The sequence below is a fragment of the Micromonospora sp. NPDC048894 genome (assembly GCF_040649765.1).
Classification (GTDB): domain Bacteria; phylum Actinomycetota; class Actinomycetes; order Mycobacteriales; family Micromonosporaceae; genus Micromonospora; species Micromonospora antibiotica.
In genome coordinates this window covers 114,351-128,132 of record NZ_JBEZFY010000006.1, presented here as the reverse complement: position 1 = coordinate 128,132, position 13,782 = coordinate 114,351, and the positions used below count along the sequence as shown (strand labels likewise).

11 protein-coding genes are annotated in these 13,782 nt (G+C 73.9%); 4 read left to right on the top strand and 7 right to left on the bottom strand.

The genetic code is table 11. The features are described 5' to 3' along the window. Positions 1-204: 204 nt before the first annotated feature. Together sucB and lpdA are read right to left on the bottom strand one after the other, a co-directional pair. A complete protein-coding gene (sucB, locus tag AB0C22_RS15125) occupies positions 205-2,040 on the bottom strand; it encodes a 2-oxoglutarate dehydrogenase, E2 component, dihydrolipoamide succinyltransferase (protein ID WP_357535404.1) in 1,836 nt (611 codons plus the stop codon). A 71-nt stretch (positions 2,041-2,111) separates the two neighbouring features. After that, complete coding sequence (lpdA, locus tag AB0C22_RS15120; protein ID WP_219464055.1) at positions 2,112-3,539, bottom strand: dihydrolipoyl dehydrogenase; 1,428 nt, start codon at positions 3,537-3,539, stop codon at positions 2,112-2,114. Between the two features lie 142 nt (positions 3,540-3,681). Here lpdA and AB0C22_RS15115 point away from each other — a divergent pair, with 142 nt between their 5' ends. Further along, positions 3,682-4,011, top strand: coding sequence for a hypothetical protein (locus AB0C22_RS15115; RefSeq protein WP_208568747.1), 330 nt, complete (start codon positions 3,682-3,684; stop codon positions 4,009-4,011). Positions 4,012-4,116: 105 nt separating this feature from the next. Here the strand turns inward: AB0C22_RS15115 and AB0C22_RS15110 are convergent, their stop codons facing one another. Further along, complete coding sequence (locus AB0C22_RS15110) at positions 4,117-5,688, bottom strand: leucyl aminopeptidase (protein WP_219464053.1); 1,572 nt, start codon at positions 5,686-5,688, stop codon at positions 4,117-4,119. A gap of 160 nt (positions 5,689-5,848) precedes the next feature. Between AB0C22_RS15110 and gcvT the strand changes: the two genes are divergently transcribed. Further along, positions 5,849-6,979 (top strand): glycine cleavage system aminomethyltransferase GcvT, encoded by a 1,131-nt coding sequence (gene gcvT / locus AB0C22_RS15105; protein ID WP_219464052.1) that lies wholly within the window; start codon positions 5,849-5,851, stop codon positions 6,977-6,979. A gap of 290 nt (positions 6,980-7,269) precedes the next feature. Here gcvT and AB0C22_RS15100 read toward each other — a convergent pair whose 3' ends face one another. The 3 genes from AB0C22_RS15100 to AB0C22_RS15090 form a co-directional block, all read right to left on the bottom strand. Then, positions 7,270-8,565 (bottom strand): DUF2314 domain-containing protein, encoded by a 1,296-nt coding sequence (locus AB0C22_RS15100; RefSeq protein ID WP_219464050.1) that lies wholly within the window; start codon positions 8,563-8,565, stop codon positions 7,270-7,272. A gap of 65 nt (positions 8,566-8,630) precedes the next feature. Further along, the gene (gene cobS / locus AB0C22_RS15095) at positions 8,631-9,404 is read right to left on the bottom strand and encodes an adenosylcobinamide-GDP ribazoletransferase (protein WP_357535400.1); all 774 of its coding nucleotides are present in this window, start codon (positions 9,402-9,404) and stop codon (positions 8,631-8,633) included. Then, on the bottom strand, positions 9,394-11,502 hold the full coding sequence (locus tag AB0C22_RS15090) for a bifunctional adenosylcobinamide kinase/adenosylcobinamide-phosphate guanylyltransferase (RefSeq protein WP_357535398.1): 2,109 nt from the start codon (positions 11,500-11,502) through the stop codon (positions 9,394-9,396). Before AB0C22_RS15090 ends, cobS begins: the two co-directional genes overlap by 11 nt. Before the next feature lie 169 nt (positions 11,503-11,671). Between AB0C22_RS15090 and AB0C22_RS15085 the strand changes: the two genes are divergently transcribed. Beyond that, positions 11,672-11,872: a hypothetical protein gene (locus AB0C22_RS15085; RefSeq protein ID WP_208568741.1), complete on the top strand. Its 201-nt coding sequence runs from the start codon at positions 11,672-11,674 to the stop codon at positions 11,870-11,872. Then, on the top strand, positions 11,872-12,669 hold the full coding sequence (locus AB0C22_RS15080) for a site-2 protease family protein (RefSeq protein WP_208568740.1): 798 nt from the start codon (positions 11,872-11,874) through the stop codon (positions 12,667-12,669). Before AB0C22_RS15085 ends, AB0C22_RS15080 begins: the two co-directional genes overlap by 1 nt. Positions 12,670-12,711: 42 nt before the next feature. Here the strand turns inward: AB0C22_RS15080 and AB0C22_RS15075 are convergent, their stop codons facing one another. Further along, the gene (locus AB0C22_RS15075; RefSeq protein ID WP_219464048.1) at positions 12,712-13,710 is read right to left on the bottom strand and encodes an aldo/keto reductase family protein; all 999 of its coding nucleotides are present in this window, start codon (positions 13,708-13,710) and stop codon (positions 12,712-12,714) included. Between the last annotated feature and the right edge of the window lie 72 nt (positions 13,711-13,782).

Here is a 13,782-nt window from a genome sequence, read left to right as displayed (position 1 = left end):
GGGCCCGACGTGCGGTAGCCGGTCGGTGCGCCCGCCATGCCCCTCCCCGCCCCGCGCGGCCCGGCGGGTGGTGGCCGGTCGGTCCGTCCGCCTCGCCCCGCCCGGCGGGTGGTGGCCGGTCGGTCCGCCCGTGCCGGCACCTGGCGTGCTGACGACGCAGGCGCCCCGGTCGACCGACCGGGGCGCCTCCGTCGAACGCGGGTGTTACAGGCCCAACTCGGCCTCGAAGTTGCCGCCCTCCAGCCGCTCCTTGACCGCGACCAGGAAACGGGCCGCGTCGGCGCCGTCGATCAGCCGGTGGTCGTAGGACAGGGCCAGGTAGACCATCGACCGGACCGCGACGACCTCGCCGAGGTCCGGGTCGTTCACCACGACCGGACGCTTCACCACGGCACCGGTGCCGAGCATCGCCGACTGCGGCGACGGCACGATCGGGGTGTCGAAGAGCGCCCCCCGGCTGCCGGTGTTGGTCAGCGTGAAGGTCGCCCCGGCGATCTCGTCCGGGCTGATCTTGTTGGTCCGGGTGCGCTCGGCCAGGTCGGCGATCCGCTTGGCGATGCCGCCCAGGTTGAGGTCGCCCGCGCCGTGGATGACCGGCACCATCAGGCCGCGCTCGGTGTCCACCGCGATGCCCAGGTGCTCGGCGTCGGGGTAGGTGATCGTGCCCGCGTCGAGGTCCATGCTCGCGTTGACGATCGGGTACGTCTGCAACGCCTCGATGGTCGCCAGGGCGAAGAACGGCAGGAACGACAGCTTCACGCCGTGCCGCTGCTGGAACGCCTCCTTGGCCTGGGCGCGCAGCTTGGCGATCCGGGTGACGTCCACCTCGATCACCGTGGTCAGCTGCGCCATCTCGTGCAGCGACTGCTGCATCCGCTTGGCGATGGTCGCCCGGATCCGGGGCAGCTTCTCGGTGCTGCCGCGCTTGGCGCTCGGCTGCGCCTTGGCCGCCGGCTTCGCCGGAGCCTTCGCAGCCGGCTGCGCGGGGGCCGCCGGAGCGGCCTTGGCCGCCTTCGCCTTCTCCGCCGCCTCCAGCACGTCCTGCTTGCGGATCCGGCCACCGACGCCGGTGCCGGTGACCGAGGCCAGGTCGACGCCGTGCTGGCCGGCCAGCTTGCGCACCAGCGGGGTCACGTAACCGGCGGCCTCCTCGCCGCCGCCCTGGACGGGGGCGGACGGCCGGGCCGGCGTGGCGGTCGGGGCGGCCGGCTGGGCGGCCTGCTCCGCCTTCGCCGGCTGGGCCGCCGACTCGGTCTCGGCGGCCGGCTCGTTGTATCCCGCGCCCTGGGTCGGCTCGGTGACCTCGGGCTCCGGCTTCGGCTCGGCCTTCGGCGCGGGCTTGGCCTGCGCCTTCGGGGCGGGCTCCGGCTCCGGCGTCGACTCGGCCGGGGCGGCGTCCGCCGTACCGATGATCGCCAGGTCCGCGCCGACGGCGGCGGTCTCGTCCTCCGCGACCTTGATCTCCAAGACGGTGCCGGCGACCGGCGACGGGATCTCGGTGTCGACCTTGTCGGTGGAGACCTCCAGCAGCGCCTCGTCGACCTCGACGGTCTCGCCGACCTGCTTGAGCCACCGGGTGACGGTGCCCTCGGTGACGCTCTCGCCCAGCGCCGGCATCTTCACCGCGGTGCCCTCGCCCGAGGACGCCGGGGCGGCCTGCGCCGCCGGCTGCTCCTGCTCCGGCTGCTCCGGCTGCTCCGGCTCCGGGCCGGTGCCCTCGGCGGCGGCCGTCGGCTCGGTGGCCGGCTCGGCCTGCTCCGGCTCGGCGGCCCCGCCGTCGTCCTGCGAGCCGGCCGACTCGCCCTCGCCGGAGATGACGGCCAGTTCGCTGCCCACCTCGGCGGTCTCGTCCTCACCGACCACGATCCGGCTCAGCACCCCCGCGGCGGGGGAGGGGATCTCGGTGTCGACCTTGTCGGTGGAGACCTCCAGCAGCGGCTCGTCGACCTCGACGGTCTCGCCCTCCTGCTTGAGCCAGCGGGTGACGGTGCCCTCGGTGACGCTCTCGCCGAGCCGAGGCATGGTGACCGATACCGGCATGTTCTGAAACTCCTTCGTGGCCTGGTGCGATCCTCGCCCGCTTGCCGCCGGCGTCGCGGAATGAGTGTGGGTCAGGCGTGCGCGTGCAGCGGCTTGCCGGCCAGGGCCAGGTGCGCCTCGCCCAGCGCCTCGTTCTGGGTCGGGTGGGCGTGCACGAGCTGCGCCACCTCCGCCGGGTAGGCCTCCCAGTTGTAGATGAGCTGCGCCTCGCCGATCAGCTCGCCGACCCGGGCACCGACCATGTGTACGCCGACCACCGGCCCGTCCTCGACGCGTACCAGCTTCACGAAACCGGCGGTCTTGAGGATCTGGCTCTTGCCGTTGCCGCCGAGGTTGTAGTTGTAGACCTTGACCTTGTCGCCGTACTGCTCCTTGGCCTTGGCCTCGCTCAGCCCCACCGACGCCAGCTCCGGGTCGGAGTAGGTGACGCGCGGGATGCCGGCCTCGTCGATCACGGCCGGGTTCAGGCCGGCGATCTCCTCGGCGACGAAGATGCCCTGGGCGAAACCCCGGTGGGCGAGCTGGAGGCCGGGCACGATGTCGCCGACCGCGTAGACGTTCGGCACGCCGGTGCGCAGCCGCTCGTCGGTCAGCACGTACCCCCGGTCGAGCTTGACGCCCTGCTCGGCGTAGCCGAGGTCGGCGGTGTTCGGGCCCCGGCCGACGGCGACCAGCAGCAGCTCGGCCTCGACGGTCTCGCCGCCGGCGATGGTCAGCTTGACGCCCTTCTCGGTCTTCTCGACCTTCTCGAAGGGCTTGCCGACCTTGAAGTTGATCTTCCGCTTGCGGAACGCCCGCTCCAGCGCCTTGGACGACTCCTCGTCCTCGGCGGCCACCAGCCGGGGCAGCGCCTCGACGATGGTGACGTCCACCCCGAAGGACTTCCACACGCTGGCGAACTCGACGCCGATCACGCCGCCGCCCAGCACGATCACCGACGCGGGCACCCGGTCCAGGGTCAGCGCGTGGTCACTGGTGATGATCCGCTCGCCGTCGACCTCCAGGCCGGGCAGGCTCTTGGCGTACGAACCGGAGGCCAGGATCACGTTGCGGCCGGTGTAGCGCTTGCCGTCCACCTCGACGACGTTCTTGCCGACCAGCTTGCCGGCACCCGCCACGAAGGTGATGTTCTTGCTGCCGCCGACCAGCCCCTGCAGGCCCTTGTAGAGGCGGGAGATCACCCCGTCCTTGTACGCGTTGACCCCGGCCATGTCGATGCCGACCAGCTCGGCCTGGACGCCGAACTGCGCCGACTCCCGGGTCTGGTCGGCGATCTCCGCCGCGTGCAGCAGCGCCTTGGTCGGGATGCAGCCGTTGTGCAGGCAGGTGCCGCCGAGCTTGCCCTTCTCGATCAGCGCGACGGAGAGGTCAAGCTGGGCGGCACGCAGCGCCGCCGCGTAGCCGCCGCTGCCACCTCCGAGAATGACGATGTCGAAGGTTGCGTCGTTCGGCTCGCTCACGTCCAACTCCCTGGTCGCTTCGCTGCATCGGGGGGTCACGGCGGGGCGGCACGGGCAGACCCCACCTCGGTCATCTTGTCACTTGCCCGTCCGGGGCGCGTACCGAGGTGCCCAACGACACGTCCCCGACACGTACTCTTGGCACCGTCCTCGACGACGGACGGGGGAGAGGAGTAGCCCGGTGGCGCTGTTCCGGCGACGCAAACCGCCGACCCCGGCCAACCGTGACCGGCCGGCCGAACGGGCTGACCTGGATCACCTGGCCAACTTCGCCCGCACCCGCCGGGGGGTCGAGGCGTTCATCGAACCCCGGACCACGATGACCGAGACCACCGTCATCATGATCGCCGACGACGGCGAGTGGACCCGGCGGCGCATCGACGGCCCGGAGGGCGCCCGCCGCTTCGCGCACGCCCTGGGCATCCCGATCTACGACGTCCGGCTGATGGGCTACCCGCAGCGGATGCGCGACTACAACGAACGCCGCAAACGCCGACCCGAGCTGTTCTGAGTCCCGCCCGGCGCCGGCGACGTCACGCCCGACCGGCGACGCGCCCGGCCCGGGAAAACGCGGACGGGACGCCCGTGGGCGTCCCGTCGTCGTGTCGCGAATCCGTCAGCCGTTGGCGGCGACGTCCTCGACCAGCTGCACCAGGGTACGCACCGGCACACCGGTGCCGCCCTTGGTCCAGTAGCCGGTCGGCTCACCCGAGTGGTAGCCGGGGCCGGCGATGTCGATGTGCGCCCAGGCGACGTCGTCGGTGACGAACTCGCGCAGGAACACCCCGCCCTGGAGCATGTGACCGGCCCGGTCCATGCCCGCGTTGACCTGCGAGATGTCCGCCACGTCCGAGTCCATGCCCTTGCGGACGTCGTCCGGCAGCGGCATCGGCCAGGCCGGCTCGCCGACCGTGTCACCGGCCACCTTCACCCGCTCGCACAACTCGGGGGTACCCATCACCCCGGCGATCCGCTTGCCCAACGAGATCACCTGACCACCGGTGAGGGTGGACGTCTCGAACAGGTAGTCGGTGCCGTCGGCGCAGGCCCGGGCCATCGCGTCGCCGAGGATCATCCGGCCCTCGGCGTCGGTGTTGAGCACCTCGACCCGCTTGCCGTTGAACATGGTGACCACGTCACCCGGCCGGTAGCTGGTACCCGACGGCATGTTCTCCGCCATCGGCAGGTAACCGGTCACCGTCACGGACGGCTTGAGCGCGGCGATCGCCAGCATCGCCGCCCCGACGGCCGCCGCGCCGGCCATGTCGGACTTCATCTCCCACATGCCCTGCGCCGGCTTGATCGAGATACCGCCGGTGTCGAAGGTGATGCCCTTGCCGACCAGCGCGACCCGCTTGCCGTTCGTCTCACCCTGCGGGGTCCAGGTGAGCTTGACCAGGCGCGGCGGGGCCTCGGAGCCCTGCCCGACGGCGGTGATGCCACCGTACCCGCCGGCCCTCAGCTCCTGCTCGTCGAGCACTTCGACGTCGAGGCCGGCAGCGCGGGCGGCGGTGGCGACGGCGTCGGCGAAGGCCGGCGGACGCAGCTCGTTCGGCGCGGTGTTGACCCAGTCCCGGCTGGTGCGCACCGCACCGGCCACCGCGGTGGCCCGGTCGATCTCGGCCTTGGCGGTCGCGTCGGCGGCGTCCGGCACGGCGATCAGCACCTCGGCCACCGGCTCCCGCCGGGACGGCTGCGGCTTGGTCTTGTAACCGGCGAACCGGTAGCCGCCGAGCAGCGCGCCCTCGGCGACCGCGCGCAGCACGGCCGGGGCGTCGGCGTTGTCGGGCAGCGGCAGGCTCAGCGCCACCCGGGGTGCCCCGGCCAGCGCCCGGACCGCCGCGCCGGCGGCCCGGCGCAGGGTCTCCGGGGCGGGGGCGGCACCGGTCGGCTCCGGACCCAGCCCGACCGCCACGACCAGCGGTGCGGTGACGGTGCCCAGCGTGGCCAGCTTGATCACCTCGCCGGGGCCGCCGGTCGCGCCGAGCAGGGCCAGCGTCGCGGTCAGCTTGCCGTCGAAGGCGGCGGCGATACTCTCCGCGCCGTCGGCCAGCAGCAGGGTGCCGGCGGGACCGCTCGTGGCGTCCGGGCCGGTGGTCTGACTGTGTACGCCGATCACGATCGCGTCGACCGTGAGCTCGGCGGGGTCGGTGTCGACCAGGCTGAGGGTGGTGCTGGACGATGTCACTGAGCTACTCCGGGCGGGCCGGGCCGGCCGCGTCGTCGCGTACCGGCGGTGATGGTCTCCGGCGGCAACCTATCCGCCGGAGCGCGGGTGCGTCCCGCCGAACTGCCGACGGGTCCCGCCGATGCTAACCAGCGGCGCACCCACCGGTAAGTTGCCACCCATGACGGACGTGACCTCCGACGCCGCCGCGACCCGGCTGCGCCGTTCCCCGCTGCACGCGCGGCACACCGCGCTCGGTGCCAAGTTCGCCCCCTTCGGGGGTTGGGAGATGCCCCTGGAGTACGCCGGTGGCGGCGTACTCAGGGAACACGCGGCGGTCCGGACGGCGGTCGGCGTCTTCGACGTCTCGCACCTGGGCAAGGCGCGGGTCACCGGCCCCGGCGCGACGCGGTTCGTCAACTCCTGCCTGACCAACGACCTGGACCGGATCGGGGCGGGCAAGGCGCAGTACACGCTCTGCTGCGACGACGCCACCGGCGGGGTGGTCGACGACATCATCGCCTACCGGTACGCCGACGACCACGTCTTCCTCATCCCCAACGCGGCGAACACCGCCGAGGTGGTACGCCGGCTGCGCGCCGCCGCCCCGGCCGACGTCGAGGTCACCGACGAACACGACCGGTACGCCGTGCTGGCCGTGCAGGGCCCCCGCTCGGCCGAGCTGCTCGACGCGCTGGGCCTGCCCACCGGGCACGACTACATGAGCTTCTCCCCGGCGACACTGGCCGGTGCCGAACTGACCGTCTGCCGTACCGGCTACACCGGTGAGCTGGGCTACGAGCTGGTGGTGCCGGCCGAACACGCCGTCGCCGTCTGGGACGCGCTCTTCGCCGCCGGGGAGCAGGTCGAGCTGCGCGCCTGCGGGCTGGGCGCCCGGGACACCCTGCGTACCGAGATGGGCTACCCGCTGCACGGGCAGGACCTCTCCCTGGACGTCACCCCCGTGCAGGGGCGCTCCGGCTGGGCCGTCGGCTGGGACAAGCCGGCCTTCTGGGGCCGCGACGCGCTGCGCGCCGAGAAGACCGCCGGCCCCCGCCGTACGCTGCGCGGCCTGGAGGCCGTCGACCGGGCCATCCCCCGCGCCGGGATGACCGTCTACGCCGGTGACGCCCCGGTCGGCACGGTCACCAGCGGCACCTTCAGCCCCACCCGCAAGCAGGGCATCGCCCTCGCCCTGCTGGACACCGCCCCGAAACTCGCCGACGGCGACCTCGTCGAGGTCGACATCCGGGGCCGCCGCGCCCAGATGCGCATCACCCGCCCCCCCTTCGTCACCCCCTCCGTCCGCTGACCCCACCCCACCGGTCCTGCCGTCGCCCCCGGGCTGGCCTCCGCCCCCGGGCTGGCCTCCGCCCCCGGGGGGCTGGCCTCGGTGATCAAGAGGTTTACGTCACGTCGGGCCGAAATCCTGACCTAAACCTCTTGATCACCCGAGGCTGGCCTCCGCGCCTCCGACCGGCCTCGGTGATCAAGAGGTTTACGTCATGTCAGGCCGAGATTTTGACCTAAACCTCTTGATCACCGGGCCGAGCCGGGGCGGGCCGAGCCGGGCCGGGGCGGGCCGGGGTGGGCCGGGTGGGGTCAGTGGGTGGGGTGGGGGCGTTCGCCGGCGTCGAGGACGGCCTGGGTCCAGCCGCCCTCGATGACCCCGGTGCCGTCGAGGACCGCCCAGTCGACGACCTCGGTGACGGCCACCTCGACCGGGGAGCCGATCCGGACGGTGGGGTCGGTGTTGGCGTCGCTGGCGCTCGCGCCGACGATCCGCTCCGGGGCGTCCCACGAGTTGACCCCGGCCCAGACGTACTCGGGGCCGTCGTCGCCGGGTAGGCCGTACTTGATCACCAGTTGGGCCTCCGGTGGCAGCCCGTCGGCGAGGAACCGGGCCCGGATGTCGTCCAACCCGGCGCGGGCGGTGGCGACGGCCCGGCTCATCGCGTCGCCCGAGCGGGCGTACCGGACGTCCGGCTCGATGCCGGAGAAGAGGGTCGCGCAGGCCGCCGCGAAGTAGCGACCGTCCGGCCCGGGGTGGCCGGGCGGCGGGCGCAGGCTGAGGAACGAGTCGGCCTCCGGGTCGGTCGCCGGGTCCAGCTCCAGGCGCAGCAGCACCGGGGCCGTCGCGCCGTGCTGCTCCGGGTTGCCGTACGCCACCGCGATGTCGTGGCCGGTCACCGTGGCCAGCACCGGCAGCTGCACGAACGCCGGCACCTCCTCGCCGGCGAGCCCGTCGGTCCAGTCCCGCAGCAGCCGGCGGGCGGCACCGGTCAGCACCGCGCCCCAGGCCCGGGTGAGGTGGTCGGGCACCCCCTGGGTCTGCAACTCCAGCAGCCCGAAGCGGCGCAACCCCTTGGTGGTGAACCACAGCCCCTCGGTGTCCGAGGAGTACGGGACCAGCACCCAGTCGACCAGCCGGATGCGGCCCTGTGCGTCCGGCAGCGACTTCAGCGCCGTCGCCGGGTCGAGGAACTGCAACCCGAACACGTCCACCACGTCACCGTCGACGGATTCGGCGACGGCGGCGGCCACCGCGCGGGCCGCCCACTCGTGCGCCGGTGGCCAACCTGGCCGGTACTCGGCCTGCACCACCACCAGGTGGCTGGCGGCGGCGAGCCGGCCCAACTGGGCCTCGGTCGCGCCGAAGGCGGTGAGCAGGTCCGGCGGCAGCTGCGGGAACTCGTCGATCGAGCGGGTGTCCACCGACATCAGCGGGCTGTCCAGCATCTGCGTGGCCAGTCCGTAGACCGGGTCGGCGAGCCGGCCCGCCAACGCCCGTACCGCGGTCTTCGGGCTCACCGGTGGCAACCCCGCCATCGGTACCAGGTAGGTCGCGCTGAGCGACTCCGGGACCGGTACGGGCAGGAAGTCGTCCGTGATGAGCAAGTCGTCCCCCGGAAGGCCGTGCCGGTGCTGTCGGGGCAAACGCTACCCGGCGCGCCGCGTCGTCCTCAGCCGGACAGCACCAAGCCCAGGTAGACCAGCGTGGTCACCACCTCCACGAGGGCCCCGAGCACGTCGCCGGTGATCCCGCCGAGGCGGCGTACCAGATGGCGGAGCAGGCCGGTGGCGACGGCGAGGGCGGCCAGCACGGCCAGCGGCCCCTGCCACGGGCGGCCCGGCACGGCCGGCACCGCCGCCAGCGCGACGACGAGGGTGCCGACGACCGGTGCGACCGGCCCGACCGTCTCGGCGACCAGCGCGCCCATCCCGTCGGGGCGGGCCGCCGGTACGCCCCGGCGGCAGGCCAGGGTGATCCCGAGTCGACCGGCGGCGGTGCCGGCGACCACCGCGGCGAGCGCCGTCGGCCAGGAGCGTCCGGCCAGCTCGGTGAGGGTCGCCGTCTGGAGCAGCAGGACGACCACCAGCGCGACCACGCCGAACGGGCCCACGTCCGGCTTTTTCATGATCTCCAGCGCCGCCGCCCCGCGCCGGTACGACCCCAGCGCGTCCACGGTGTCGGCCAACCCGTCCAGGTGCAGCCCCCGGGTCAGCAGGGCCGCCACTCCGACGGTCAGCCCGGCGGCGACCAGGGGTGGGGCGAGCGCGGCCAGGACCAGCAGCACCGCCCCGAGCAGCACGCCGAGCAGCACCCCGACCAGTGGGGCGAGCGCCATCGCGGTGCCCGCCGTGGCCCGGTCGATCCGGCCGGCGCGGACCGGCACGGTGGTGAGGGTGGTCAGCGCCAGTCGGAACCCGTCGCCGCGCCCCGACTCAGCCGGCACGCCGGCCGGACGGGTCGCGTTCCGGCCCGGCGTCGGTGGCGGTGGTGGTCGGGCCCGGGCCGGCCGGCACCGGCTCCGCGAACTCCGGGGTGGCGTCCGGCCCGGCGGGCCCGGCATCGGGATCGGCCACCTCGGCCCCGGCCGGCCCGGCGTCGGGGTCCGCCACCCCGGTCGCGGCGTCGCCGGCCGGGAGGCCGGTGGCCCGGTCGGCGGTGGCCGGAGCGGTGGTGGCCCCGACCTCACCGGTCGGCGTGGCCCCGACCTCACCGGTCGGCGTGGTCGTGGCGGCGGTCGGCGTGGTCGGGGCGGCGTCGCCGGTCGGCGTGGTGCCGGTGGGCTCGTCGTCGGGGCCACCGTGGTGCGGGTGCGCGGGCAGCGACCCGGCCAGCGCCAGCACCGAGCGCAGCAGCGGCAGGGCGGCCAGCGCGTTGGCCCCCTCGCCGAGGTCGAGCCGCAGGTCCAGCAGCGGGGTCAGGCCGAGCACGTCGGCGGCGAGCCGGACCGCCGGGTGGCCGCCGTGGTCGACCAGCAGGCACCAGTGCCGGGCCTGGCCGGCCAGGTCCCGGGCGACCATGCCGGCGGCCAGCCCGACCGGCCCGTCCAGCAGCACCGGCACCCGGCGGGCGGTCGCACCGAGCAGCACACCGGCCGCCACCGCCACGTCGCCGCCGCCCAGCTCGGCCAGGATGTCCTTGGCGTCGCGGGGGGAGCGACGGGTGCGGTGCAGGGCGTCCCGTACGGTCGCGCACCGCACCATCCAGGCGGCGTCGTCGATCTCGCCGTCGGCGGTGTGCACCCGACCCAGCACGGTCGGAGCCTCCGCGCCGGCCGTCGCGACGAGCACCGCCGCCGCAGCGGCCTCCGCGCCCGCGCCGCAGGCCCCCAGCACCAGCAGTCGTACGCCCGCCTCGGCGGCCTCCTCGGCCAACCGCCAGCCGTAGCGCAGCGCCGCCTCGACGGCGTCGGCGTCCAGCGCCGGCCCGTGTTCGATCGGCGCGGACGGCGGGGCGTCCACCACCTGGAGGCTGGCACCGCTCTCGGCGGCCAGCCGGGCCAACGCACCCCGGCCGGCGCGGGCCTGCCGGGCCAGTCGGGCCGACTCCCCGACCGGTGCCCCGGCCGCCGCGCCACCGGCGTGGTCGCCGTGCAGTAGCAGCACCCGGACACCGGTCCACGGCGTAGGCGTCGGCGTGCCCTGGGTGGCGGCGGCGAACTCGACCACCCGCTCCAGCACGCCCAGCCCTGCCCCCGGCAGGTCCAGGGTGCCGAGCCGCTGCACCGCCTGCGGTCCGGAGTACTCGTCGGGCATCGGCAGTTCCATGCCGGGCTGGATGACGAGCCCGGTGGCGACCACCGGCAGCGCCATGGTCGGTGCCGCCCAGCCGGTGCCGTCGGCGGTCGGTGCGGCCGGGGCCGCCGGCACGGTGGGGGTCAGCACGTCCGGCAGCGGCGGCTGCGCGCCGCCGGTCGGGTCCGCCACACCGCCGGTCGGCGCGGCCGCACCGGTGGTCGGGGTGGCCTGGGTGGGTACGTCGACCGGTCGGGCCGGGGTGGCCGGCTTGAGCCAGACCGGCTGGCCGGCGACCACCAGCGCGACGGCGTCGCAGGCGTCCGCGACGGCCCGGTTGGCGGCGCCCAGCGCATCGGTGAACGCCCGCCCCAACGGGGTGGTCGGCACCAGCGACAGCCCCACCTCCGGGCTGACCAGCACGATCCGCGCCTCGCTGGCGCGTACCGCGTCGGCCAGCTCGGTGATCGTGGCGACGTCGTCGGCCGGCTGGTGGGTCGGGTCGAGCAGCACGGTCACCCAGCCGCCCAGGTCGTCGACGAGCAGCGTCTCGTTCGGCCCGGCCGAGGCGAGCACGTCGGCGAGCCGGCGCGGGTCCTCGGCGGTCTCCTCGGTGGTCCAGCTGCCCGGCCGGCGGGCCCGGTGGGCGGCCAGTCGGGTGGCCCACTCGGTGTCGTCCGGGTCGGCGGCGGCCGACGTCGCCACATACCGCACCGTGGGGGCTTCGGCCACCAGGGACTCGGCGAACTCCGACTTGCCCGAACGCGTACCGCCGAGCACCAGGACCGTGTTCCACCCGTCAACGGACATGCCCGTACCTTAAGGCCGCCCGACCCGGCCCCGCCCGCCGGCCCGGGCCCGTCACGCTGCGCGGAACCCGGCAGCCAGGGGGCGTGCGTCCGGTGCGCTCCGCACCGGCCGACTACGCTTGCGGGGGTCCGTCCCCCGGGGACGGTTGAGCGGCGAGGGGAGACGCGGCATGGCGTGGAGCTGGCGGTACGAGGGCACGGACGGCGCACCGGTCGACGGGCCGGCGGAGACGTTCAGCAGCCAGGCGGACGCCGAGTCCTGGATCGGTCAGACCTGGCGGGAGCTCGCGACGTCCGGCGTCACCTCGGTCACGCTCGTCGAGGACGATCGGGTGGACTACCGGATGAGCCTGCTGCCGACGGCGGAGTGATGGGGTACGACCGCCCGGGGGGCGAGCCGCTGGTGCTCGGTGTGCCCCGGGCGGCGTTCCGGCCCAGCCCGATCTTCCTGGCCCTGGTGGCGCTCTTCGTCACCAGTGGCGTGCTGGTCTGGAACGGGGTGGGCAACGTCCGGTTCGACGTGTTCCTCTTCGTCGTCTCCGGCTGGCTGGTCTCGCTGTGCCTGCACGAGTACGCGCACGCGGTGGTCGCCTACCGGGCCGGTGACCGGGACATCGCCCACCGGGGCTACCTGACGTTGAACCCGCTCAAGTACACCCACCCGCTGCTGTCGATCGTGCTGCCGGTGGTGGTGGTGCTGCTCGGCGGCATCGGCCTGCCCGGTGGGGCGGTGTGGGTCGACCGGCACGCCATCCCGGGTCGGCTGCGGCACACCCTGGTCAGCCTCGCCGGCCCGGCCACCAACGTGCTGTTCACCCTGCTGCTGGTGGTGGTGCTGCGGGTGGGCATCGACGCGGGCGGCCCGATCGAGTTCTGGGCCGGGGTGGCGCTGCTGGCGTTCCTCCAGCTCACCGCGAGCGTGCTGAACCTGCTCCCGGTGCCCGGCCTGGACGGCGGCAACATGATCCAGCCGTGGCTCAACCCGCAGTGGCGCCGGATGTACGACATGTTCGCGCCGTTCGGCTTCATCCTGCTCTTCGCCCTGCTGTGGAACCCGCGCATCGGCAACTGGTTCTTCACCGCAGTCTTCTGGCTGAGCGACCTGCTGGGCCTGCCGCCGTGGCTCTACAGCACCGCGCTGTCCCTGATCCGCTTCTGGCAGACCTGATCCCATCCCACCCCGGACGGGGTGGGATGGGACCGGCGCCGGTCAGGGGCGCTGGGCCGGGCTCTCGGTCTTGGCCGGGTCCCGCTCGGTGACCGGGGCGACGATCTCGTCGATGGCCTTGAGCAGGTCGGCCTCCAGGGTCACCCCGGCCGCCTTGACGTTGTCGTGCACCTGGTCGGGGCGGGACGCGCCGATGATCGCCGAGGCGACGTTGCGGTTCTGGAGCACCCAGGCGACGGCGAGCTGCGGCATGGTCAGCCCGGCCTGCTCGGCGAGCGGCTTGAGCTGCTGCACCCGGGTCAGCACCTCGTCGCCCAGCCACTGCGCGATGAAGTTGGCACCGGACTTCTCGTCGGTGGCCCGGGAACCGGCCGGCGGCGGCTGGCCCGGCAGGTACTTGCCGGACAGCACCCCCTGGGCCATCGGCGACCAGACGATCTGGGAGATGCCCAGCTCCTCGCTGGCGGGCACCACCTCGGCCTCGATGACCCGCCACAGCATCGAGTACTGCGGCTGGTTGGACACCAGCGGGATGCGCAGTTCCCGGGCGAGGGCGTGCGCCTCGCGCAGCTGTGACGCCTTCCACTCCGACACACCGATGTAATGCGCCTTGCCGGCACGTACGACGTCGGCGAACGCCTCCATCGTCTCCTCCAGCGGCGTGCTGTAGTCGTACCGGTGGGCCTGGTAGAGGTCCACGTGGTCGGTCTGGAGGCGGCGTAGCGAACCGTTGATCGACTCCATGATGTGCTTGCGGGACAGGCCACGGTCGTTGCGGCCGGGGCCGGTCGGCCAGTAGACCTTGGTGAAGATCTCCAACCCCTCCCGGCGCTCCCCGGCGAGGGCCTTGCCGAGCACCGTCTCGGCGCGCGTGCCGGCGTAGACGTCGGCGGTGTCGAAGGTGGTGATGCCGTTGTCCAGGGCGGCCCGGACACACGCCAGCGCCGCCTCCTCCTCGACCTGGGAACCGTGGGTGATCCAGTTGCCGTACGAGATCTCACTGACCATGAGGCCCGAACGGCCAAGGTGTCGGAATTCCATCCTGCGACCCTAGCCCCGACCGGCCCCGGGCACCCGCCGACGCGGTCGGGCATCAGAGCACCCGGTGGGCGT

Excerpts from the sequence above, each read along its gene's own strand:
- sucB (WP_357535404.1), bottom strand. The coding sequence starts at position 2,040 with ATGCCGGTATCGGTCACCATGCCTCGGCTCGGCGAGAGCGTCACCGAG.
- gcvT (WP_219464052.1), top strand. The coding sequence starts at position 5,849 with ATGACGGACGTGACCTCCGACGCCGCCGCGACCCGGCTGCGCCGTTCC.
- AB0C22_RS15090 (WP_357535398.1), bottom strand. The coding sequence starts at position 11,502 with ATGTCCGTTGACGGGTGGAACACGGTCCTGGTGCTCGGCGGTACGCGT.
- AB0C22_RS15085 (WP_208568741.1), top strand. The coding sequence starts at position 11,672 with ATGGCGTGGAGCTGGCGGTACGAGGGCACGGACGGCGCACCGGTCGAC.
- AB0C22_RS15080 (WP_208568740.1), top strand. The coding sequence starts at position 11,872 with ATGGGGTACGACCGCCCGGGGGGCGAGCCGCTGGTGCTCGGTGTGCCC.
- AB0C22_RS15075 (WP_219464048.1), bottom strand. The coding sequence starts at position 13,710 with ATGGAATTCCGACACCTTGGCCGTTCGGGCCTCATGGTCAGTGAGATC.